The organism is Paenibacillus sp. GCM10027630 (assembly GCF_042676305.1).
Classification (GTDB): domain Bacteria; phylum Bacillota; class Bacilli; order Paenibacillales; family NBRC-103111; genus Paenibacillus_S.
The window spans coordinates 19,976-42,434 of sequence record NZ_JBHTGY010000032.1; the positions used below are offsets into that span (position 1 = coordinate 19,976).

At 46.5% G+C, this 22,459-nt stretch carries 19 protein-coding genes and 1 pseudogene; 8 read left to right on the top strand and 12 right to left on the bottom strand.

What is annotated here, in order from left to right:
* Positions 1–17: 17 nt before the first annotated feature.
* The 4 genes and pseudogenes from ACFQ0C_RS15480 to ACFQ0C_RS15495 all read right to left on the bottom strand — a co-directional run bounded on the left by ACFQ0C_RS15480 (position 18) and on the right by ACFQ0C_RS15495 (position 3,304).
* A complete protein-coding gene (locus ACFQ0C_RS15480; protein ID WP_379367981.1) occupies positions 18–719 on the bottom strand; it encodes an urease accessory protein UreF in 702 nt (233 codons plus the stop codon).
* Positions 720–767: 48 nt separating this feature from the next.
* On the bottom strand, positions 768–2,501 hold the full coding sequence (gene ureC / locus ACFQ0C_RS15485; protein WP_379367982.1) for an urease subunit alpha: 1,734 nt from the start codon (positions 2,499–2,501) through the stop codon (positions 768–770).
* A gap of 115 nt (positions 2,502–2,616) precedes the next feature.
* Positions 2,617–2,970 (bottom strand): annotated as a pseudogene (locus tag ACFQ0C_RS15490) (urease subunit beta); the annotation flags it as partial.
* 28 nt (positions 2,971–2,998) lie between these two features.
* Positions 2,999–3,304: an urease subunit gamma gene (locus tag ACFQ0C_RS15495; RefSeq protein ID WP_379367983.1), complete on the bottom strand. Its 306-nt coding sequence runs from the start codon at positions 3,302–3,304 to the stop codon at positions 2,999–3,001.
* 476 nt (positions 3,305–3,780) lie between these two features.
* Here ACFQ0C_RS15495 and urtA point away from each other — a divergent pair, with 476 nt between their 5' ends.
* The 6 genes from urtA (at position 3,781) to ACFQ0C_RS15525 (ending at position 9,816) form a co-directional block, all read left to right on the top strand.
* Positions 3,781–5,058 carry an urea ABC transporter substrate-binding protein gene (urtA, locus tag ACFQ0C_RS15500; protein WP_379367984.1) on the top strand — a complete coding sequence of 426 codons (1,278 nt, stop codon included), beginning with the start codon at positions 3,781–3,783 and terminating at the stop codon, positions 5,056–5,058.
* Between the two features lie 121 nt (positions 5,059–5,179).
* Complete coding sequence (gene urtB / locus ACFQ0C_RS15505) at positions 5,180–6,085, top strand: urea ABC transporter permease subunit UrtB (protein WP_258211705.1); 906 nt, start codon at positions 5,180–5,182, stop codon at positions 6,083–6,085.
* Between the two features lie 55 nt (positions 6,086–6,140).
* Positions 6,141–7,268 carry an urea ABC transporter permease subunit UrtC gene (gene urtC, locus ACFQ0C_RS15510; RefSeq protein WP_379367985.1) on the top strand — a complete coding sequence of 376 codons (1,128 nt, stop codon included), beginning with the start codon at positions 6,141–6,143 and terminating at the stop codon, positions 7,266–7,268.
* A gap of 95 nt (positions 7,269–7,363) precedes the next feature.
* Positions 7,364–8,152: an urea ABC transporter ATP-binding protein UrtD gene (gene urtD, locus ACFQ0C_RS15515; protein WP_379367986.1), complete on the top strand. Its 789-nt coding sequence runs from the start codon at positions 7,364–7,366 to the stop codon at positions 8,150–8,152.
* Entirely contained in the window at positions 8,139–8,834 is a 696-nt protein-coding gene (urtE, locus tag ACFQ0C_RS15520; RefSeq protein WP_379368021.1) for an urea ABC transporter ATP-binding subunit UrtE, read from the top strand. The genes urtD and urtE overlap by 14 nt, the downstream gene beginning before the upstream one ends.
* 154 nt (positions 8,835–8,988) lie before the next feature.
* On the top strand, positions 8,989–9,816 hold the full coding sequence (locus ACFQ0C_RS15525; RefSeq protein ID WP_379368022.1) for an aldo/keto reductase: 828 nt from the start codon (positions 8,989–8,991) through the stop codon (positions 9,814–9,816).
* Positions 9,817–10,278: 462 nt separating this feature from the next.
* On the opposite strand, the gene ACFQ0C_RS15530 is transcribed toward ACFQ0C_RS15525, so the two are convergent.
* The 5 genes from ACFQ0C_RS15530 to ACFQ0C_RS15550 all read right to left on the bottom strand — a co-directional run bounded on the left by ACFQ0C_RS15530 (position 10,279) and on the right by ACFQ0C_RS15550 (position 17,160).
* Positions 10,279–11,154: a carbohydrate ABC transporter permease gene (locus ACFQ0C_RS15530; protein WP_379367987.1), complete on the bottom strand. Its 876-nt coding sequence runs from the start codon at positions 11,152–11,154 to the stop codon at positions 10,279–10,281.
* Positions 11,155–11,170: 16 nt separating this feature from the next.
* Complete coding sequence (locus ACFQ0C_RS15535) at positions 11,171–12,079, bottom strand: carbohydrate ABC transporter permease (RefSeq protein ID WP_379367988.1); 909 nt, start codon at positions 12,077–12,079, stop codon at positions 11,171–11,173.
* 127 nt (positions 12,080–12,206) lie between these two features.
* The gene (locus ACFQ0C_RS15540) at positions 12,207–13,583 is read right to left on the bottom strand and encodes an ABC transporter substrate-binding protein (protein ID WP_379367989.1); all 1,377 of its coding nucleotides are present in this window, start codon (positions 13,581–13,583) and stop codon (positions 12,207–12,209) included.
* Positions 13,584–13,703: 120 nt separating this feature from the next.
* On the bottom strand, positions 13,704–15,326 hold the full coding sequence (locus tag ACFQ0C_RS15545; protein ID WP_379367990.1) for a response regulator: 1,623 nt from the start codon (positions 15,324–15,326) through the stop codon (positions 13,704–13,706).
* A 4-nt stretch (positions 15,327–15,330) separates the two neighbouring features.
* Positions 15,331–17,160, bottom strand: a complete 1,830-nt coding sequence (locus ACFQ0C_RS15550; RefSeq protein WP_379367991.1) for a cache domain-containing sensor histidine kinase — start codon at positions 17,158–17,160, stop codon at positions 15,331–15,333.
* 247 nt (positions 17,161–17,407) lie between these two features.
* Here ACFQ0C_RS15550 and gerQ point away from each other — a divergent pair, with 247 nt between their 5' ends.
* Both gerQ and ACFQ0C_RS15560 read left to right on the top strand, forming a co-directional pair.
* Positions 17,408–17,839, top strand: coding sequence for a spore coat protein GerQ (gene gerQ, locus ACFQ0C_RS15555; protein ID WP_258211545.1), 432 nt, complete (start codon positions 17,408–17,410; stop codon positions 17,837–17,839).
* A 276-nt stretch (positions 17,840–18,115) separates the two neighbouring features.
* Positions 18,116–19,135 carry a zinc-dependent alcohol dehydrogenase family protein gene (locus ACFQ0C_RS15560; RefSeq protein ID WP_379367992.1) on the top strand — a complete coding sequence of 340 codons (1,020 nt, stop codon included), beginning with the start codon at positions 18,116–18,118 and terminating at the stop codon, positions 19,133–19,135.
* Here the strand turns inward: ACFQ0C_RS15560 and ACFQ0C_RS15565 are convergent.
* From ACFQ0C_RS15565 to ACFQ0C_RS15575, 3 genes are all read right to left on the bottom strand, one after another.
* Positions 19,132–20,109 (bottom strand): 2-hydroxyacid dehydrogenase, encoded by a 978-nt coding sequence (locus ACFQ0C_RS15565; RefSeq protein WP_379367993.1) that lies wholly within the window; start codon positions 20,107–20,109, stop codon positions 19,132–19,134. The genes ACFQ0C_RS15560 and ACFQ0C_RS15565 overlap by 4 nt on opposite strands.
* A 175-nt stretch (positions 20,110–20,284) precedes the next feature.
* A complete protein-coding gene (locus ACFQ0C_RS15570) occupies positions 20,285–21,454 on the bottom strand; it encodes a mandelate racemase/muconate lactonizing enzyme family protein (RefSeq protein WP_379367994.1) in 1,170 nt (389 codons plus the stop codon).
* Between the two features lie 52 nt (positions 21,455–21,506).
* Positions 21,507–22,403 (bottom strand): dihydrodipicolinate synthase family protein, encoded by an 897-nt coding sequence (locus ACFQ0C_RS15575; protein WP_379367995.1) that lies wholly within the window; start codon positions 22,401–22,403, stop codon positions 21,507–21,509.
* Positions 22,404–22,459: the final 56 nt, after the last annotated feature.

The window sequence follows — 22,459 nt, forward strand, 5'->3', positions numbered from 1 at the left end:
CCTTAATTATTATTGGTTCAGGACATAAACAAGCGTGAATAGAGTGCTTCATGACGCATCATGGCAATGTCCGTCTGAGGAGTATTACCGAAGCCATCCTCTAGCGGGTCCAAATGCTGCGCGCCCTGCCAGGCTTGCGCAATTACAGGTGTAAGCTCTGCAAGCAGACGCTGTCCTTCCGTTTGACCGATGGACATCAGCCTCAGGCCGCTGTTAATACAGGTCATCGTGCAAGCGTATAAATAGCCTTCCGCTGCCATAGCAAGCGGCACTTGTATTTGATAACTGATCCAGCCATGAATCAGAGGATGGGTGCCGTGACAACGGCGCTGCTGAAGCGCAGCCTGCAGCGGCTCCCATGTCATATGCGGGTAGATGGATCTTGCCAGCTGGAACAGCCGCCGCCCCATCTTGACTACCCCTTCCCTCGTCTCCGCAGCCGCTCGCTGCACATGCTGGGTTTGATCCACAAGCCAAAGCGAATCCCACTGCTGCTCAGGTGCGTAAAGATAAACTGCTTTTACCGCGAGGGCATCTATCGGCGCCCAGCTTTGAAACAGCATAGTTTCAATATATTCCCTCAAATGCTCAGACCGCTGCACATGTCCAGACTGAACCAACGTTTCCAGCCCAAAGGAGTGGGAGAACCCTCCGATTGGCAGCGCAGAATCGAGCAGTTGAACGTAGGAGAGCCACAAGTGTGCGGATTGTTGCTGCATGGTTGGTTCCCCTCCTATTGCATTCCTTCAATATATAGTAGGAATGCGTTAAAACAAGAAGTATCGCTGAGCCATCGGCAATTGCTGTGCCGGCTCACAAGTGATAGCCGCTCCATCGACCTTTACCTCATACGTCTCAGGATTCACCTCTATACGAGGAGTTTCCCCATTATGGATCATATCCTTCTTGGTTATGCTTCGGCAGTTTTTAATCGGCTCTATCCGTTTTTGCAGCCCTAGCTCAGTGTGTACACCTGAATCGAAAGCAGCCTGCGAAACGAATGTAATGCAATGATTCAGCGCCTTACCGAAGGAGCCGAACATAGGCCTTCCGAATACCGGCTGCGGCGTTGGTATGGAAGCGTTCGGATCGCCCATTTGCGCATAAGCGATCACTCCTCCCTTAAGCACCATTTCCGGCTTGACTCCAAAAAACATCGGGCTCCACAGCACCAGGTCCGCCAGCTTCCCCACCTCTACAGATCCTACAAGATGGGAGACGCCATGAGTAATCGCCGGGTTTATCGTATATTTCGCAATGTAGCGCTTAATCCGAAAGTTGTCGGCATCGCTGGATAAAACGTCGTTACCTTTATCAGGCGCCGGCAAGTAACCGCGCTGCTTTTTCATTTTATCCGCCGTCTGCCAAGTTCGGATAATCACTTCCCCCACTCGCCCCATGGCTTGCGAATCCGAGCTAAGCATACTGAACACGCCAAGGTCGTGTAGGATATCCTCTGCAGCGATAGTCTCAGGCCGTATCCGTGAGTCCGCAAAAGCGACATCCTCCGGAATTCGACTGTCGAGATGATGGCAAACCATCAGCATGTCGAGATGCTCTTCAATCGTATTTACGGTATAAGGACGCGTCGGATTAGTGGATGATGGAAGCACATTAAGCTCAGCAGCAATCTTGATAATATCCGGCGCATGGCCTCCTCCTGCTCCCTCTGTATGATAAGTATGGATGGTTCGGCCGCCAATGGCCGCTATCGTATCCTCGACAAAGCCGGATTCATTCAACGTATCCGAATGAATAGCAACCTGCACGTCATATTCGTCAGCCACCCGCAGACATGTATCGATCGCCGCAGGCGTTGTCCCCCAATCCTCATGCAGCTTCAAGCCTATAGCACCCGCTTCCACCTGCTCGATGAGCGGCTCCGTGAATGACGCATTGCCCTTGCCCGTGAATCCGAGGTTCATCGGAAACGCTTCAGCCGCTTCAAGCATACGGTACATATGCCACTTACCTGGCGTGCAGGTTGTCGCGCTCGTACCCGCGGCGGGCCCTGTTCCGCCTCCGATCATTGTAGTGACGCCGGATGCAAGCGCCGTCTCAATCTGCTGAGGGCATATATAATGAATATGGGTATCAATACCGCCAGCAGTAATAATACGTCCCTCGCCAGCAATAACCTCAGTTCCGGCGCCAGCAATCATATTCGACTGCACCCCATCCATCAAATCCGGATTGCCAGCCTTGCCTATGCCTACTATAACTCCATCCTTAATCCCTATATCAGCCTTAACAATACCCCAGTGATCAATAATCACAGCATTGGTTATCAAAGTATCAAGAACCCCTTGATCCCGGGTATGGCGGCTTGACTGTCCCATTCCGTCACGGATAACCTTACCTCCGCCGAACTTGCATTCCTCGCCATAAACGGTGAAATCATGCTCAATTTCAGCCCATAATTCGGTATCAGCAAGACGAACAGCATCTCCGACAGTAGGTCCGAACATCTGAGCATACGCTTTACGATTCATTATTGCCATCTTCTGAAGCACCCTCCTTAGAGTTTTTCGAAGAAAAGCTTGAATCGTAAGCATGCTCTAAGCTTTTCGCAGAAGAAGCGGCTTCGTAATCTGAGCCTTGCTTCGTATGCAGAAGCTCCCATGCATCCAAGCGGATCTTCACTTCCTCAGGCATATGGCCATACTTCGCTTCTCCTTGTGACAGGTTGTTTAAACCATAAGAAAGTTTGGCACCGCCAAGCTCTACCAGCTGAACAGGCTTTTCCTCCCCCGGTTCAAATCTCACAGCCGTGCCCGAAGCAATATTGAGACGCATGCCGAATGCTTCTGCCCTGTTAAACTTCAAAGCTCTGTTCACTTCAAAAAAATGAAAATGGGAGCCAACCTGAATCGGCCGGTCGCCGCTGTTGACTACTAACATTGGCAATGTTTGTTTCCCCTTATTTAATTCAATCTCTCCAGCTTTAATTCGATACTCGCCCGGAATCATCGTTAAGGCTCCTTTCCATTAAAGACAATTAAACACCTATAGGGTGATGCACAGTGACCAGCTTGGTTCCGTCAGGAAAGGTCGCCTCAACCTGTACCTCATGAATCATCTCAGGTATGCCTTCCATCACTTGCTCTGCTTTTAATATAGTTGTTCCGAATTGCATCAGCTCGGCTACCGTTAAACCATCCCTTGCCCCTTCCATAATCTCAGAAGTAATTAAAGCAATGCTTTCGGGATAATTTAATTTCACACCGCGCTGCAGACGTCTTCGAGCCAAATCCGCAGCTACTGTAATTAACAGCTTCTCTTTTTCACGTTCTGTTAAATGCATTTGATTAAAACCTCCCAATCCCAATTATTCATTTGTAAGAAAACCTAACATATAAACACGAATAATTAGTTGCTAACACATCCATTATATTCGCTTTTTCAAAAATTGTAAATTACTTATGTCAGATATATGTAGGTATTTTGAATCATATTTTCCGTTTTTGGACATACTTAATTCAAAAACATTATATTGTAATAATTATTTTGAATAATAATTCCACATTTTCAATTACAAGAGAAAATTGTGTTATGTATATTGACATTGATGTAACGCTAAATTATGATATCTCATGTAAGCAAACCTACCTTTTGAGCTTAACGCCATAAAATATAAATCGGATTTGTTTTTCCGAGATTCACCACGACAATAAGCTGCTTAAACAAATGAGTAACTGGCCGGCACTAATAGACATCAAACTGCAGAGTCCGGTACAGCTGCTTACAAGCTGCACAACAATTTTTTAAGGAGTGGATGAGATGTTGGCAAAAAGAAAAGGGATCAAAGTATTAATGGCGGTCTGCATGTCTCTGACAGCACTTCTTGCAGGCTGTGCAACTCAGACAACGCCGGCTGCAACACCAGCTGCTCCGGCAGCAGCAACCAAAACCGATGCGAAGCCGGAAGCGGGCAAGGATGAAGCTATTCCAGTCGGAATTCTGCATTCATTGACCGGCACCATGTCCATCAGTGAGGTTTCTGTAAAAGATGCCGAGATGATGGCTATTGATGAAATTAACAAAGCAGGGGGCGTACTTGGCAAGCAGTTGAAACCCATTGTTGAAGATGGGGCATCTGATTGGCCAACTTTCGCAGAAAAAACGAAGAAACTGCTGCAAAAAGACAAAACGGCCGTTATCTTCGGCGGATGGACTTCTTCAAGCCGCAAAGCAGTGCTTCCGGTTGTAGAGCAAAACAAAGGACTCTTTTTCTATCCCGTGCAATATGAAGGTCTTGAATCATCCCCATACATCTTCTACACAGGCGCAACAACCAATCAACAAATCGTACCTGCGGTAACCTGGCTGCTGCAAAACAAAGGAAAGAAATTTTTCCTGCTGGGCTCTGATTATGTTTTCCCAAGAACCGCCAATAAAATCATTAAAGAGCAGCTGAAAGCTGAAGGCGGACAATTAATTGCAGAAGAATACACCCCGCTCGGGCATACCGACTACAACACAATCATAAGCAAAATCAAAAAAGATAAGCCGGATGTCATTTTCAACACTTTAAATGGTGACAGTAACGTTGCTTTCTTCAAGCAGTTGAAGGATGCAGGTATAAGCGCAAAAGATTTGACCACACTTTCCGTAAGTATTGCAGAAGAAGAAATTCGCGGTATCGGCGCTTCCGTCCTGGAAGGACATTATGCCGCATGGAACTACTACCAAACTACAGATACTCCTGAGAACAAAAAGTTCGTTGAAGCCTACAAGGCCAAATACGGTAAAGACCGCGTGACCGATGATCCAATCGAAGCAGGTTACTTTGGTGTATATCTATGGGCCGAAGCCGTGAAAAAAGCAGGCTCCTTCGATGTAGAAAAAGTGAAAGAGGCCGCAAAAGGACTAGAATATAACGCTCCAGGCGGTAAAGTCATGATCGATGGAGAAAATCAGCACGTTTATAAAACGGTTCGTATAGGTCAAGTGCAGGCCGACGGCCAATTCAAAGAAGTGTGGAATTCCGGCAAACCAGTGAAGCCAGATCCTTTCCTCAAAACGTACCCATGGGGCGCCGAGGTTACCAAGAAATAAACGTAGCTTCGCTGCCGCAATAGCGCAAACAAACTTTCGGGGCTGCTCCAATGCGGGCAGTCCCGCCTTTTCATAAAGGGCTTTGAGAAAGAAGCTATTCAAATCAAGGAGGTTGATGCCAATGGGCTTGCTGCTGCTTCAATTATTTAACGGCGTATCGCTTAGCTCCATCCTGCTTCTGATCGCCTTAGGGCTCGCCATCACGTTCGGTTTGATGAATGTGATCAACATGGCGCATGGTGAATTTATTATGATAGGCGCTTATATGGCTTATACGATCCAGCAATTATTTCAAAAGTTTTTGCCAGCGTCCGCTTTTGGCTGGTATTTTATTCTTTCTCTAGGCGTTGCATTCGCCATGGCATTCGCCATTGGCTGGCTGCTTGAGGCAACGCTGATCCGCTTCCTTTATGGCAGGCCGCTCGACAGCTTGCTCGCAACCTGGGGTGTGAGCCTTGTGCTGCAGCAGCTGGCACGGCAAATTTTCGGAGCGCCTAACGTGGCGGTCAAAGCACCGGAATGGCTGGAAGGAGGCCTTGCGCTTAGCGCCGATCTGATGCTGCCTTACAAGCGGCTGTTCATCATCGGGCTGGTGATCGTGTGCATCACGATCATTTACCTGTACCAATATCACAGCCGTGGCGGGCGCAACATGCAGGCGGTTATGCAAAACCGCGGCATGGCTTCATGCCTCGGCATTTCCACGCGGCGCATCGATTCGCAAGCATTCGCCTTCGGCTCGGGCATGGCTGGCATCGCCGGCTGCGCGCTGACCCTAGTCGGTCCGATCGGACCGTCGATCGGAACCTACTACATTGTCGATGCGTTCATGGTCGTTGTACTTGGCGGCATCGGCAAGATTATCGGCACCGTTGCCGGCGCTCTTGGCATCGGCGTGCTGAACACCGCCTTCGAATACACAACGAGCGCTACAATCGGCAAAGTTATCGTATTTACGCTTATCATCGCTTTCCTGCAATGGAAGCCTTCCGGTTTTGTAACTATTAAATCGCGAGCGCTTGATTAACCGCCATGCTTTCGTAGAAAGTTTTGCATTAGCAAAACTCTAAGGAGTTGATAAAATGACTATCACAAATACCAAAATAAAAATCGTGATCACACTCATTCTATTTGCAGCGATGTTGATAGCCCCGCTATTTTTATCCGAATTCCGGCTCTCCCTGCTAGGCAAATTTCTAACTTATGCAATTGTTGCTATGGGGCTTGATTTAATCTGGGGCTATACAGGCATTCTCAGCTTGGGTCACGGCGTTTACTTCGGACTTGGAGCCTATTGTATGGCTATGCACCTCAAGCTTGTAAGCTCACATGGCGAATTGCCTGATTTCATGTCATGGAGCGGTGTTGAAAAGCTTCCTTGGTTCTGGCTCCCCTTCCAGTCAGCCGGAGCTGCCATCCTTCTCGCCATGCTGGTACCGGTGGCTGTTGCCTTTATTCTTGGATATCTCACCTTCCGAAATCGAATCAAAGGAACCTTCTTCTCGATTCTATCGCAAGCATTGGTCATCATTACTGTTACGCTGTTTGTCGGGCAACAAGGCTATACCGGCGGGACTAACGGACTCACAAATTTCGATACGTTCTTGGGCTTTCCTGTAGGCGAACAGTCTACCAAGCTGATGTTCTACTATGTGACCGCATTTGTTGTGATCGGCACCTTGGCATTATGTCTTTGGATCTCCAAAAGCAGGCTGGGCAAAATTCTCGTTGCTGTACGCGACGCAGAGAATCGTGTCCGCTTCATCGGTTACAATCCTGTAACCTACAAAGTATTTATTTATTGCTTCTCCGCCGCACTATCGGGGCTGGCCGGCATTTTATTCGTTTTGCAGGAAGGCATTATTTCACCCGCTCAAATGGGCATTGTTCCGTCTATCGAAATGGTTCTATGGGTTGCCATCGGTGGTCGTGCCACCATATTCGGCGCAATCATTGGAGCACTCGTCACCAACTCGGCAAAAACCACCTTCAGTGAGGCTTATCCGGAATGGTGGCCGATTATTATGGGCGCAATGTTCATCGTAGTTGTATTGTTCCTGCCTAAAGGCATCGTAGGAACCGTCAAAAGCATCGTTGAGAAAAAAGGCTGGTACCCGATCAAAAAATCCAAGCGTTTGCTTCCAACAGCCGCATCTTTAGTAACCTATTCAGATTTGCATAACGAAACCAATCCAGCCAGTACGAAGTAATCCTCATTATATTTAAAACCTAAAAGAGATGAAAACTCAGAGATCGCATACGAAAAAAGTTTTCATAAGAAAACCCTAAGGAGGTTGTTCCTATTATGGAGACATCACCAAAGAAAGAATTTGCCGCCGATATAGTCCGCATCGAGCAGCTTGAGGTAGATTTCGACGGTTTCAAAGCCATTCGCGGACTCGACTTCTCCCTCCAGCGAGGCGAGCTGCGATTTCTGATCGGCCCTAACGGCGCTGGCAAAACAACTCTGTTAGATGTTCTATGCGGTAAAGTCAAGCCCTCTAAAGGCACTGTTCGGTTTAAAAACAGCATCGATATCACCAAACATCAGGAGCATCAAATAGCCCAGCTCGGCATCGGACGTAAATTCCAGGCGCCTTCTATCTTTATTACACTGAGCGTTTTGGAAAACCTGCTTTTATCGATGCGCCAGAAACGAGGACTGTTAAGCTCCTTAATTGCCAAGACAACAGCAGATCAGCGGGAACGTATCAAGCATTATTTGCAAATGATTGGTCTCGAGCATAAATCTCAAGATAAAGCAGGCTCCCTATCTCATGGAGAAAAGCAATGGCTAGAAATAGGGATGCTGTTGATTCAAGAGCCAGAGCTGCTCTTGCTCGATGAGCCAGCTGCTGGGATGACCGACAGCGAGACAGAAAAGACCGGTGAGCTGCTGCACAAAATCAGTGACAAGCAGACTATTATTGTTGTCGAGCATGATATGGAGTTTGTACGCCAGTTTGCTAAAACCGTCACCGTCATGCATGAAGGATCCGTACTCTGTGAAGGAACCATGGAGGACATCCAGAATGATGATAAGGTTGCCGAAGTTTATTTGGGGAGACGAGGTGTTCGTGATGCTGAACATTAGTGGATTGGAGGCGGGTTACGGAGAAAGCATGATTTTGCGAAATGTGGAGTTACAGATTAAGCCTGGTCAGGTCGTCTGCTTAATGGGGCGTAACGGTGTCGGAAAAACAACGCTAATGAAAACTATTATGGGATTAATCAAGCCTAAGAAAGGCAGCCTCACCTATGATAGCCGAGACATCACTAGCGCAACTCCAGATCGACGGGCCAAGGGAGGAATCGGCTATGTTCCCCAGGGACGAGATATTTTCCCACAGCTTACAGTGGAGGAAAATTTACTGTTGGGACTTGAAGCCAGCAGCATTCGCAAAACCAGTATACCGGAAACCGTCTATGAAATGTTCCCGGTGCTTAAGGAGATGATCCGGCGCAAAGGCGGCGACTTAAGCGGCGGGCAGCAGCAGCAGCTATCCATCGCCCGCGCTCTGGTCGCCGAGCCGAAGCTGCTTCTACTCGATGAGCCTATGGAAGGGATACAGCCATCCATTGTTATGGAAATCGAGCATGTCATTGAGAAGATCAAAGCAAGCAAACAAATGTCCGTCCTGCTTATTGAGCAAAGCCTTACCTTTGCAACCCGCATAGCCGACTACTACTACGTGCTTGACAAGGGTACCATTGTAGCGGAAGGCAGCTCCTCCTCATTAAGCGAGGATCAAGTTAAAAAGCATCTGGCCGTCTAATAGGACAGCCGATAAGCTTACGCAGACAGCCAATCATCTTGGGGCTGTTTTTCTTTTTGTTTAAATCAGCCTCATCCCGATTATTTTATTTCACCAATCGTAAGTGGTATGATAATTAGGCGGGTAATTATCCCAAATAAGGAGGAGAAAAATGATGACTCAACAAGTTTCTGACAGCACAACATTGCATAATGGCGTCAAAATGCCATGGTTAGGATTAGGTGTCTGGAAAACGAAAGACGGAGACGAAGTCATACAGGCAGTCAAATCCGCTATCCAAACCGGTTACCGTAGTATAGATACAGCGGCTGCATATGGCAATGAAGAAGGCGTTGGCATTGGAATCAAGCAATCCGGCGTACCGCGTGATGAACTATTCATCACTACCAAGGTGTGGAATGCCGATCAAGGCTATGATTCTACATTAAGAGCTTTCGAAGAGAGCCGCAAGAAGCTCGGTCTTGAAGTCATCGACCTCTACTTGATCCATTGGCCGGTAAAAGGTAAATATAAGGACACCTGGCATGCTTTGGAGAAGCTGTACAAGGATGGGGCGGTTCGAGCTATTGGAGTCAGTAATTTCCATACTCATCACCTCAAGGATGTCATTTCTGAAAGCGAAACGGTTCCTATGGTTAATCAGGTTGAATACCATCCTTTGTTGAGCCAGCAGGAGCTGCGCAGCTTCTGTAATTCCAATCAAATTCAACTGGAAGCCTGGAGCCCCTTAATGCAGGGCAACCTGGACAACCCGCTTATTAGCGAGCTGGCTGCCCAATACGGCAAGTCACCTGCGCAAATTATTCTTCGCTGGGATATTCAGAACGGCGTCGTCACCATTCCGAAATCGATCAACGCTAATCGGATTCGCGAGAACAGTGAGATTTTCGATTTCACTTTATCCGAGGATGATGTAGCTAAAATCAATTCATTAAACAAAAATCAACGTTTCGGTCCTGACCCCGATAACTTTAATTTCTAATTCAAACTTTAACCCCCAACAGGCTGTCATGTTCTCATGGCAGCCTGTTGGGGGTTGTGAAATAAGAAAGATATTATAAAGATGGAAATACTCACGTTAATCCAGCCGCGAAATCGTTTGAGATCATTCTAACTGGAAAAACTCCCGCTAATAGACGTGATAGGGATGATATCAACCAAAATCCTTAGAATTAGCATGAGAAATTCCAGCTATAGGGCTTGGAATGCTATTTTCGGAGCAACTAACATGACATTTTCCTGATAATTGCGTGGAGCTCCCCAGGCTGCCATGCAAAGTGCCCTATCCAATCCCTGAATCCCGATACACGAGATTGAACGTGTTGGAAAGTGACCTCAGCTCGCATTTCGCAAGGGGTGCAACCATCTATTCAGGATAAAGTGGTGGATAGTCTGTCCCCAAAATGACATTTGGGACAGACCCTAACATAACGTTCTGAATAGGTTAACCTTTTACGGAACCGCTGGTCATACCGGCGATAAATGATTTGTTAGCAAACAAATATACAACGAGAATCGGCAGCATAGACAGCATTGAGCCTGCCAGCATAAGATTCCATTCCGCTGCGGCGTTAGCTGAATATTTCAGAGAAATAACGCCTACCGTCAGCGGCCGCATCTCCGGATGCGTCATGGTGAAAATAAGCGGCAGAACATACTGGTTCCAAGCCTCACGGAACGTGAACAGCCCAACTACGCCTAACCCCGGTGTGAGCAACGGCAAAATAATGCGCCAATATATACCAAAGAATCCGCAGCCGTCAATTGTAGCCGCCTCGTCCAAATCCTTCGGAATAGCCTTCACAAACCGCTCCAACAAGAAAATATCAAAGGATAAATGCGTTCCAACGAAAATCAGAACGACCGACCACAGCGAAGTATGCATATGCACCGCACGCATCATATCGTAAAGAGGTCGGAAAGTAATCGCCCCGATCGTAATGAACATCGTTGCAGCCAGAACCCACATAAGGAGCCGCCTACCGGGAAATGCTTTTCGGGCCAACACATAAGCGCCCATAGAACAGATAATAATATTTAGAACGGTTGAGGCTACGGAAATGAACAAGCTGTTCCATGTATATTGAGCAAAGTTGGCTCTTTCCCAAGCTTCTGCATAATTTTTCCAATTCCATGTTTCTGCCAAAATATTGGTGCTGTTTAACAGCTCGAAATTGGTTTTAAACGATCCGAACAAGGTATAAGCTACGGGATACACTATGGCGATAAGGATAGCAAGCAGAAATACCCAGATGATCGCCCAACCTAGCACTGTGCCTAAACCCAAAGAGGATTTTCGATTTGCCGTTAATGTACTCATAATTTCCCCTCCTCTCTTAATGGACCTCGCTGGATTTACGCGAAATATAGAGATACAATCCCGTGAGCACACTGACGATCAAGGCAGAGGTGAAACCTACCGCCGCACCGTAGCCGTACTGCTGTACTACGGCATCGCCTTCGGATACCGGGAAGAACAGCTTATAAATATACAGGTACATCACTTCGGTTTTGCCCCCAGGACCACCGGCCGTAAGAACCATAATACTTTCATAGCTTTTCAGTGTATTGACAATCGCCAACATAACGATCATCTGAAGCACGGGTCCTAGCAATGGAATCGTTACATGCCAGAACTGTTGGGGCTTGTTAGCTCCGTCAATCGATGCCGCTTCGTATAGATCATTCGGGATCCCCTGCAGGCCGGCAATGAAAAGCACCATATAATTACCCACTGCGCCCCAAATGGCTACCAAAATTGCCGTTAGCATCGAATATTTAACACCGAGCCACTCAATAGGTGAATGGATCAGCCCAATCGACATGAGCATGTTATTGATAATCCCGTTGTATGAATTAAACATCAGGTAGAACACTAGGGATATGACTGCTGTACTGATGATGGTCGGCATGAAAATGATCGCACGAATCGTATTTTTGGCAAACAGCTTGTTATTTAATATAAAAGCCAGGATCAGCGAAAGCGGTATAACAATAACAAGCTTTCCGAGCGTAAATACAACCGTGTTCCATACGGAATGCCAATATTCCATATCCCGTGTAAACAAACGGACGAAGTTATCCATACCGATAAATTTGGCTTGCGTAAAACCATCATAATCAAAAAACATATATTTAAAGGCCCAAGCAAGCGGGTAGATCGCAAATAGAAGCAAAAACACAATCGTAGGCATAATCATCAAATACGGAAGTCCGTATTCTCTTAAACGTTTTTTTAACAGCATGGCTTTTATCCGGCTCCTTTCAATGGGAAATTTCCGAAAAAAAAGAGAGCAGATCTCCTCGATGTTTCCAAAGAGGAGAACAACCTGCATCTCTGTGCATTCAATTTAATTCAAGTCTATTGCAAAATTACTTTTTAAGCTGGCTGCGAGGATCGAAGTTAGGATCAACGACACGTTTCACGTTGCCGGCTTTTTCTTCATTGTTCAGTGCGTCATTGTAACGTTTGTTCAAATCTTCAATACCTTTATCCAACGGAGTCAGGCCCAGAAGCGATTCGGAAATCACACTTTGCCATGGCTTGCCTTCTACTTTATGAACCGGATAAGCAGGCCACATGATATCGTCCTTAGGTGCGAACTCTTTGAAGTTTTTGAGCGTTGGCTCTTTCGCTTTACTGATTACGCTAGGCACTACGCTAACACCTTTACCCTGCTCATAATAAGGGACAAGCAATTCATCGCTATATAAGTAGTTCATGAATTCCCAAGCTTCTTTTTTGTTTTTGCTTTTTGCCGACATGTACAGCCAAGATGCGCCGCCGTTAATGTAGTTGACACCTTTAGGCGCTCCACCGTCCAATGTAGGAACCTGAGCTACGCCCCAATCAATTTTGGTAGGAAATTGGGAATCATATACGCCAGGCTCTGCGGAAAGCGAAAAGTACATACCAATCTTTCCCGCTGCAAACTGGTTGCGAAGCGGATCTATATCCAGAGATTCGTAGCCCGGCAGCATGCTTTTGTTGTCTACGATTTTCTTAATTCCTTCAACATATGGCTTCAATACCTCAAAGTCATATTTACCGGTCTTCCAGTCGTAATAGTCTTTGCCATCCAAACGAACCATAGGCAGAAGACCTCTTTCAAAAGCAGCCGAAGGTGTTTTCATATTCAGTGCAAATCCGTATACACCATCAGCTTTGCTGGCTTCGGTAATCTTTTTTGCATCGTCAACAAGCTCGGCTACAGACTTCGGCGGTCCGCTTATTCCAGCTTTGGCAAACAGATCTTTATTGTAAATTAAGCGCCAAGTGGTTCCATAGTTGGGAAGACTGTATGTTTTGCCGTCTATAGCATTCTGACGATCGACCTTGAGCAGGCTTTCCCCGAAACGAGTTTTGATATCAGGTGTCAAATATTCATCGAGCGGTTCAATCGCTTTCATTTTGACTAAATCTTCGAACTTGATCTTCATTTTTGCATTAAAAATATCCGGTGCCTCATCAGCTTGAATCGCTGTTTGCAGCGCTTGCTCATAGTTATCCGTCATGATCTGCTGTTCAACTTCAATCTTGCCTTTATGCGTTTCATTGAACTTGTCGATTTTCTCTTTCATCAAATCCGTATCATGACGTGCATTCGTCCAATATTTCAGTTTAACGGGCTGTCCGTTCGCCCCGCCACTTGAGGAAGCCGAATTCGATGCAGCACCGCAGCCAGCAAGCAGGGACGAAGCCAATATCAATGCCAAGCTCGTCTTAGCAATCGTTTTTTTATTTTTCATGTTGTGTTAACCTCCCTTTAGTGTCCAAACTTATATTTTAAAGTATAGCGGAATGAAGCTGATTGGATAGGGAGGCATTTTTCGTTTCAGAGGGGGAATAATTACTCCTGTTCCCTATTGTTATTTCATTCCAAGACGTTGCTCACGATACTCAGAGGGAGTAATACCAAGCTTTTTTTTGAAAATTTCACGAAAGTACTTCCGATCCAGATAGCCAAGCCGTTCCGCGATTTCATATATCGGTATGCCTGCGTCCTCTAGCCAAACCTTGGCCTTCTCCAGCTTCAAATCCGTAATGTACTCAACGAAAGTCGTACCGGTCTCGCGTTTAAACAAACTGCTCAAATAATTCGGGCTAACGCCAACATGATCCGCTACTTCAGACAATCCCACCTGCTGCAGCAATTGCTGCTGGATGAATGCCTTCGCTTCTCCTACAATGTTTTTAGTGCCCAATTGCATGTATTGTTTGACTTGCAGCGTCGCTTCATAAAACCATCCGGCCATCTGCTCCTGCAGCTCGGTCAAATTGGCATGCTCGCAAGTGTGATACCAAGTCTCGGGAGCATTGTTCCGCTCTTCTACCTGCACACCCACATCGAGCAGCAGACGTATCAGCATAGTAACCAGCTGTATACAAGAAATTCTGAAATCGGCCGGCGTGCTTTCGCTACCCTTCAAAGCGTTAAAAAAAACAGCTACTCCCTCCGCCACCGATTCAACCTGCCCTCTGCGTATGAGCGTAAACAGCTCTTGCTCCTCAACAACCGGATAACCTGTGCGTTTCATTCGAAACGGCAGCAGATCCTCCACATGCATCACCTGGTTATTTCCGAAAAAGTAGATATGATCAATAGCTTCGCAGGCTTCTTTATAGGCATCCGGCAATCCTGTGATTTCCGGGCAAGGCGAGCTGATTCCAATGGTGACCGTATGGTTGGAATACACCTCAATGGAGGATCGGCAATGCTCCGCAAATTTCAGCAACAAATCTTTGACTTCTTTGGATGACATCGACAGATCATAATTAACGAGGAGGGTCAGAATCCCCCATTCCGAATAAAAGGTAATGCCTGTCCCCCAAGCCGGCAGGCAGTCTCCAATTATATTTTCCACAACAAAACGGCTCAATTCGACCTCCTCAACGGAGTTTTGGGAAATCGTTTGGAAGTCATCTATAGCTATAGCGAGTAAGGCAAAGTAATCAGAGCGCAGCGGAATTTCAGCAAACTCCCATTTATCCTTGGATCGCACTAGTTTGTGATCACGGAAATGAACCATTTCATTCAAATATTGCTGCCGTAAAGCAGGTAAGCTTCGCCGGATCGTTTGTTGGAATCTCTGCTTTTGTTCATCCTGCTCCTTGACCTTCTTCAGCTCCAAAACTACCTTTTCCAAAATGACAGTCAGTTCTTTAATGTCCACAGGCTTAAGCACATAATCCGATGCCCCAAGCGCCAATGCCTGCTTTGCATAATCGAATTCCTCGTAGCCGCTGAGCACGACAAACCGAATCACGTGGTCATAGTCATGTCTCAACCGTTCCATCAGCTCAATCCCGTTCATGTTGGGCATTTTAATATCCGTTACGACCAAATCCGCCGGTTCCGCATCAAATTTAGCCAGCGCCTCTTTACCGTCCAGCGCGATATCTACATGAGTAATACCGAGCTCCTCCCAAGAAATATGCTTGCGTATCCCCTGTACTACACTTTCCTTATCATCAACCAGCAACACTCTCATGGTTTCATTCCCCGCTTCCATCCATTCGTATGCGTATTACAAAACGGGAGCCGGAGCCTAACTCGCTCTCCACATGAAACGATGCTTGTCTCCCAAAAAAATACCATAAACGTTCTTTAATATTCATAATGGCGTAGCCTTCACCCGTTCTCTCAGCCCCATTCAGCCTTCCGCTTGTTTTATCGTCCGTTAGCGGCCGGTTGAAATGAGCTACAAGCTCCGGTTCCATACCACATCCGTTATCCTCCACCTCAAGCACAATAACATGAGGTTCTTCAAACCGGCTTATCGCCCTAATGTGGAAATCCTTGTATTCATTTGCTTTGAAGGCATGAAGAACGCTATTTTCCGCAAGGGGCTGTAAAATAATTTTGGGTACCAGGAAGGTCCGGGTTCTGTCATCCGTATGGATCTCAAATGAAAACTGCCGTTTATATTGATAATTGACCAGCTTCAAGTATTGTTCCACATGCTCCATTTCTTTGGAAATTGGCGTTGCTTCCTCGCCGCGGTTTAAGCTAAGCCTGAAAAAACGCGACAATGACAAAATAATATCGGCTGCGGAAGTATCTTGAAATTCCAGTGCTTTCCAGTAAATCTCATCGAGTGTGTTGTAAAGAAAATGTGGATTTATTTGCGCCTGAAGCACCCGCATTTCCGCCTTGCGTTTGGCCTGACTCTCCTCGACAACCTGCTTGAGCAGCAGCTGAATTTGATCCAGCATCTCGTTAAAATGGCTGCCCAGCTCTCCGATCTCATCCCGGTTGCTTGAGGCAAACCGCACGTCCAGCCTCCCCCGCTTCGCTTGACCCATCAGCCTCTGCAGCTTACGAACGGGATTAGTCACCATTCTTGCGATATATTTATTCAAAAAAAACGAAACCGCAAGCAAAATCGCAGTGAGCAGTATCGTAAAGTATTTGATGTAAGAGACCTTATCCATCAATTGTTCCTTCGGTTGAAGCACCATCGCCTTCCAGCCCGGAATCGGGATCGACTTATGATTGACCAGGTACGTGTGCCCGTCGATATTCAAATCAAATGAGGAGCGCTCGGATTCCTGGGCGGCAATTGAAGCCTGTTGAAACAACTGCCGAGTCCACGACTCCTGGGAAGATGCCAAAATCGGCTGCCCTTTTTCATCCAGGACCAGTGAAAAGCCTCCATTTACAAGTTGTATGCTCTGTAAATTATGTTGAAAGGTTTCAACCGTCAGTGTAATGACCATATAGTTATCCTGATCCAGATAATTGGTATCCGCCGCAGGACGGGTTATGAGACTAAGGACCTCTGCGTCCCCGCCAAAAAGCGGATCCTGCTTGGAGTACACCCAGCGGTTGGTAGGTGAATTTCGAATCGCTTCGTAATAAGGCGTTTCCTTAAACGAGACATTCCGCTTGCCTCCGGGCATTCCTTGATAAAACTCACCTCTGGGCGTATACAAGTAAATACTGCGAATCGTACTGGAGGACAAACTGACATTGGAGAATAAAGAAAACATTTTATTGAACATCACGGAGTAGGTCTCATCTGATTTGAACTGGCTCCACTCAATCGTCTGCCGGAGCTCCACGCTGGAATTGATCAAATACAGCTTGTCTCCAATGCTTTTTAGCTCGTTATTAATATTCGATCCTAATTGTGCAACCGTTTGGTCCGCAGCATTATAAGCGTATCCCTCCAAAATTCGGGATGTCTGATAAATGGAAAATGCCCCGGTTAGTGAAACCGCGAGCACAATAACGACGGAGGTCATCATAAATACTTTCCATTCCAGGCTAAAATCACGAAACCGCTGAACGGCGATCCGCTTGAACCGTTGCAACCTAAACATAAACCCACCTCTTCCTATCCTTTTGTAGCATAATCAGTAAACTTCGGAAAGGGTTAATATTTTATATTCCCGACTAGCAGTGGTAATTATTCCACCCTTTGGGAATCTCTGAACTGCAAAAAAACTATCAAACAAGCCCTAATAAAAAGCAAAGCTTTTATTCACCAAGCAGTGCTAATTGTCCAAGCGTTCATAATACTAATTAATGTAGAAGTATTTTTACTATCTTAAGGAGGAATTCGATAATATGATGAACAACCCTTACAGACCTGGGGGAGCCTACGGGGGCTATCCAGGGTACCCAGCTCAACAGGGAGGCATGCAGTATGGCGGACAAATGTCTCCTCCACCGGCAAGCGGTCAATTTATTTCTCCCACAGGTCAGGTTGCGCCAACGTCGATGCTGCCTATCGAGCAATCGTTCATTGAGAACATTTTGCGGCTCAATTTAGGAAAAATGGCAACACTCTACATGACGTATGAAAATAACAGCGAGTGGAATGCCAAAATATTCAAAGGCAGGCTCGAAGCGGCAGGAAGAGATCACATCATTATCAGTGACCCTACCACAGGCATGCGTTATCTGCTTCTCATGGTAAACCTGGATTATATCACCTTTAATGAAGAGCTCAAATATGCTTATCCTTATGGGCAGCAGCCTCCTCTAACGACACGTTAAGCTTGTTAAGCAAGAGCAATCCAGCTATGCTATTCAGCAAGCAAAAGAGAACCGGTTGTGCCAACTCTCGAGAAACGTTAGCAATTGTCAAGGTTCGCGAAGCAAGATACAAGCAATTTTAGTTTCTATTCGCATAAAAAAAAGCCGTCACACTGTGACGGCTTTTGGCTTGTACTTAACCCATTACCAAGACAACTTTACCCTGAGACATATGTTATAATCAGCAATAGATTGTTTGTAAGGGTCAAATCCAATCCAGTCAAAGGGGCAGTCCTCGTGCATACTTACGGCGCCATCCGGTACTATCAGTTCGGAAATCCACCTGATGTGCTTCAGCTAATATACAGACGCATCCTGAAGCCGGGTGCAGGCGAAGTGCTTGTTCGTATGACAGCTCGGCCCATCAATCCGTCGGATTTGATCCCTGTTCGTGGCGCCTACCCACACCGCATTTCGCTGCCTTGCATACCCGGCTATGAGGGAGTCGGCATCGTAGAAGCAATCGGCCCTTCGGTTGATCCTTCACTTCTGGGAAAACGTGTATTGCCACTGCGAAGCGAGGGGACTTGGCAGGAGCGAGTTGTTGCCTCATCTGAGCTGGTCATTCCGGTTCCGAATGATTTGGACGATGATATAGCATGCCAATTATATATAAACCCGGTAACAGCATGGGTTATTCTAACAGAAGCCTTGCGGCTGCAGCCAGGTGATTTTGTGGCAGTTAATGCTTGCGGTTCGTCAATCGGACGTATTTTTGCGCAGCTATCCGCCATTCTCGGCTATCGGTTAATCGCTATAACACGCAGTTCAAGGCATACCCAAGAGCTGCTGTCGCTTGGCGCATCACATGTTATTGATACATCGGATCCAAACACGCCTTCAATCCGCGAAGCTGTCTTTAGCATTACGGAAGGCCGGGGTGCAGCGGCTGCCATTGACAGCGTGGGAGGTGCTGATGGCGAACAGCTGGCCTATTGTACCTGCGCTCAGGGAACCGTCATTAGCATTGGACTTCTATCAGGCCAGCCTGTTCATTGGGGTGAAGTTTCACGAGCCAGCAAAACTGCCGTACAGTTGTTTTGGCTGAGGAACTGGGTCCGTGATGCTTCCGTTCACACATGGCATGATACGTTCGGGCAGCTGATAGATTTGATTCAACATAATCGTCTTCGCTTATCGCGCATAAGCGAGCGATACGAGCTTGCTCAAGTAAAGCACGCTGTGATCGCGGCTGAAGCCTCTGCCAGTAAGGGTAAGGTTTTATTAGTCGATGCGGATAACAAATCCATAATTTAATAGATATTGATTTCAGGATTGACTAGATGTACGGGTCTTTCGCCTGAGACGCCACGAACCAGATTTTCTGCAGCAAGTATCGCCATTTGGGTTCGTGTCTTAATGCTTGCGCTGCCGATATGCGGCATTGCTACAACATTAGGCAGCGTGAGCAGCCGATGATTTGGGTCCAAAGGCTCCGTTTCGAATACGTCCAAGCCTGCCGCCCAAATCTGGCCGCCTGTTAAAGCATCGTACAAGGCATCCTCATTCACAATGCCCCCGCGGGCCGTATTAATAAGGACTGCGGTGTTTTTCATTCGTGCAAATTGCTCTCGGTCGATCAAATTAACTGTGTCAGGTGAATACGGTGTTAACACAACAATGAAATCAGATTGGCTCAGTAAAGTGTCTATATTGGCATAGGTCATGTCATAGGCTTGTTCAGCTTCAAGCTTTCTGGAACGGTTATAGTAAAGGAGCTTCATGTCAAACCCCTTCGCCCTCTTGGCGACAGACTCGCCGATTCTGCCCATTCCGATGATCCCTAAAGTTGCTCCAAAGATATCCTGCCCCGTCAACTGCATCGGTGACCACGTTTTCCATTGACCGTCTCTTAAATAATTGGAGGCTTCAATTAATCTTCGGGAGGTTGCGAGCAGCAGGGCAAAGGTTAAATCTGCCGTCGTTTCCGTCAACACCCCTGGTGTATTAGTAACCGCAATGCCCCGTTTTGTTGCAGCTCCCACATCAATATTGTTATAGCCCACAGCCATATTGCTGATGACCTTCAGATTAGGCGCCGCCTCAAGCAGCTGTTCATCAATCCGCTCCGTTAAGAGGCACAGCAACCCATCGGCATTTTTAAGCTGCTCCTGAAGCACTTCCCTCGGTACTGGCGTATCCTCTTCATCCCAAATGGTTACCTCACACTGCTGCTTGATTATAGCCAAAGCGGCTTCGGGAAGCTTGCGGGTTATGTAGATCTTATTCAATTGCCCTCATCCCTTCCATTAGAAAATTATAAATTGTTTCGATTGGAATCGTTTACACTCAATGTATGTACTTTGCCTGTGCTTGTCAAGAGTCCCTTTATAATATTGCAGCAAAAAACCGGACTCCCCTAATTCAGGAAATCCGGTCTGGTTTCGTTGCTCGCTCAAATAGAGTTTACGCTTTGGTTTGTGCTGTGCGATCCTGCAGCTGATGTACGGAAATACTGCCCCAGCTCAAATCAGGCACTCTATATTTCTCAATCAAATCCCAATCCAGCTCCATCCCGAAGCCTGGCTTGTCGCGGCCCGGTACGAGCAAATATCCGTCCTCGTATTTCACCGGATTTTTCACAATGTCGCTGACGTACAGCTCAGGGCCAGTTGGATCGGAGGTGAAATTCAGATTAACAAGCGATGCTCCCAAATGAGCCATCGCAGCCGTACCAATGGACAGCTCTTGCGTGGTTCCAAGCAAGCAGCCCTTGCCTGACACTTCAGCAGCAGCAGCAGCTTTCCGCGCAGCAGTAAGGCCTCCAATAAAGATTGGTGAAATGTTAAAAATATCGACCGAGTCATGACGGATCATTTCATACTGCTGACGGAAGCTCCATACATGCTCGCTGATCGGATGATCCACTTTCAAACGGAAATGGTGAAGACCTTCAAAATCATTTTGCGCCGCTGGGCTCTCAATGAGCTGGAAATCGTATTTGGACAAACGCTTAGTCGCTTGCCATGCTTGCTTCCAATCCAGCAAATGGCTGAAATCCAGCGATTTAATGATAACTTTGGAGCCGAATTCACTTTTGACTCCATCTAGGAAAGCTTCGTCCGCATCCAAATTTTTACCTACGTACAACCGGAAAGTGTCAAAGCCCTGCTTGAAGCGTGTGCGAACAACCTCAAGGTTCTCCTCGACTTCCTCCATAAACCGATGTCTAAAGATTGGGTAACACACCTTAATTTTGTCCTTCACCCGACCACCGATAAAATCAGCAACCGAAGTATTCAATAGCTTACCTGCAAGGTCATGAAGGGCGGCGTCCACTCCATTACGCACGAAATTACCTTTTTCATAGTAGAACATCATTTCTGGAAAATTGCTCAATAGCTCCTTGTTGATCAACGATATATCGAATGGATTTTTGCCGACCAGGATTGTTTTTAATACCGTTGTCAGGTCGTTAACATCCAGTGAGTATTGCGGAAGGTGGGAAAAGTCGGACATTTCCCCGATTCCAGTAACACCTTCATCGGTCATAATTTCAACGATAACATGCTTGCTAACGAAGCCAGTATGTCTTGGAGTGCCCACTACAGTTAATTTCAGGTCTGATATTTTCATGTTTATTGTCGCTCCTTTAAGTCTCTATATGATACGATCAGTCAAATAAAACCTAATACAATCCCCAGTCCTTCAACAAGTTAGTTACTTGCTTCACTTCATTCTCGTTCAAGAGGCTGATTGGCGGTCTGACGGCTTTGGAAGGCAATAATCCGAGCTGAAACATCGCTTCCTTCACGACAGTTACATTGTTACCTGTATTATATTTGGCTCTCAGATCTTCAAACGGTGCAACTTCCTCCCAGATCGACATCGCCTCTGCATAATTGCCTTCCCGCAAAGCATCCAGCATTTTGAACGGACGAATGGTTTCTACATTGACCAATCCAGATGTGAATCCGACAGCTCCTGCTGCGAAAAAGTAAGGCGCCCACATTTCAGCTGTGCCGCAAATCCATACGAGATCCTCTTTAACTCCCTGAACAGCTTTGGTGAAGGAAGGCAAATGGTTAACCGCATATTTAACGCCGATAACATTAGGCAGCTTGGCTGTTTCCTGAAGCACTTCAAGTGAAATTTGCTCACTGCGCACATAAAGGATAATCGGAAGCTTCGTGGAAGCGGCAATTTGTTTATAATATTCGATAAGTCCGTCGGCTAACAGATAAGGATGAATCGGTTGATGGACCATAAGTCCGTCTGCTCCGCAGGCTTCCGCGTTCTGTGCTAAATCGCAAGCCGTTTTCACGTCATAACCAACGCCAGCAATTACTAAGCTTCGTTTGGCTACAAGCTCAGTAACATAACGGGTGACCTCTTTGGCCTCATCTATGGTTAGAGCATAAAATTCACCTGTATTGCCGCAAGGGTATATAGCTTCGAGCCCTCTATTCAGCAAAAAAGTAATGTTATCATTCAGCGCAGGCCAATCAATCTCCAAGCTGGAGTCAAAAGGGGTTACGTTGATTGCGTTGATCCCCTTAATTTTTTCAATAACGTTGCTGTACAATATGTTCGCCGCCTCTCGGGGTATTATAGTAGATGAATCCCTAAATCTCTCAGTCC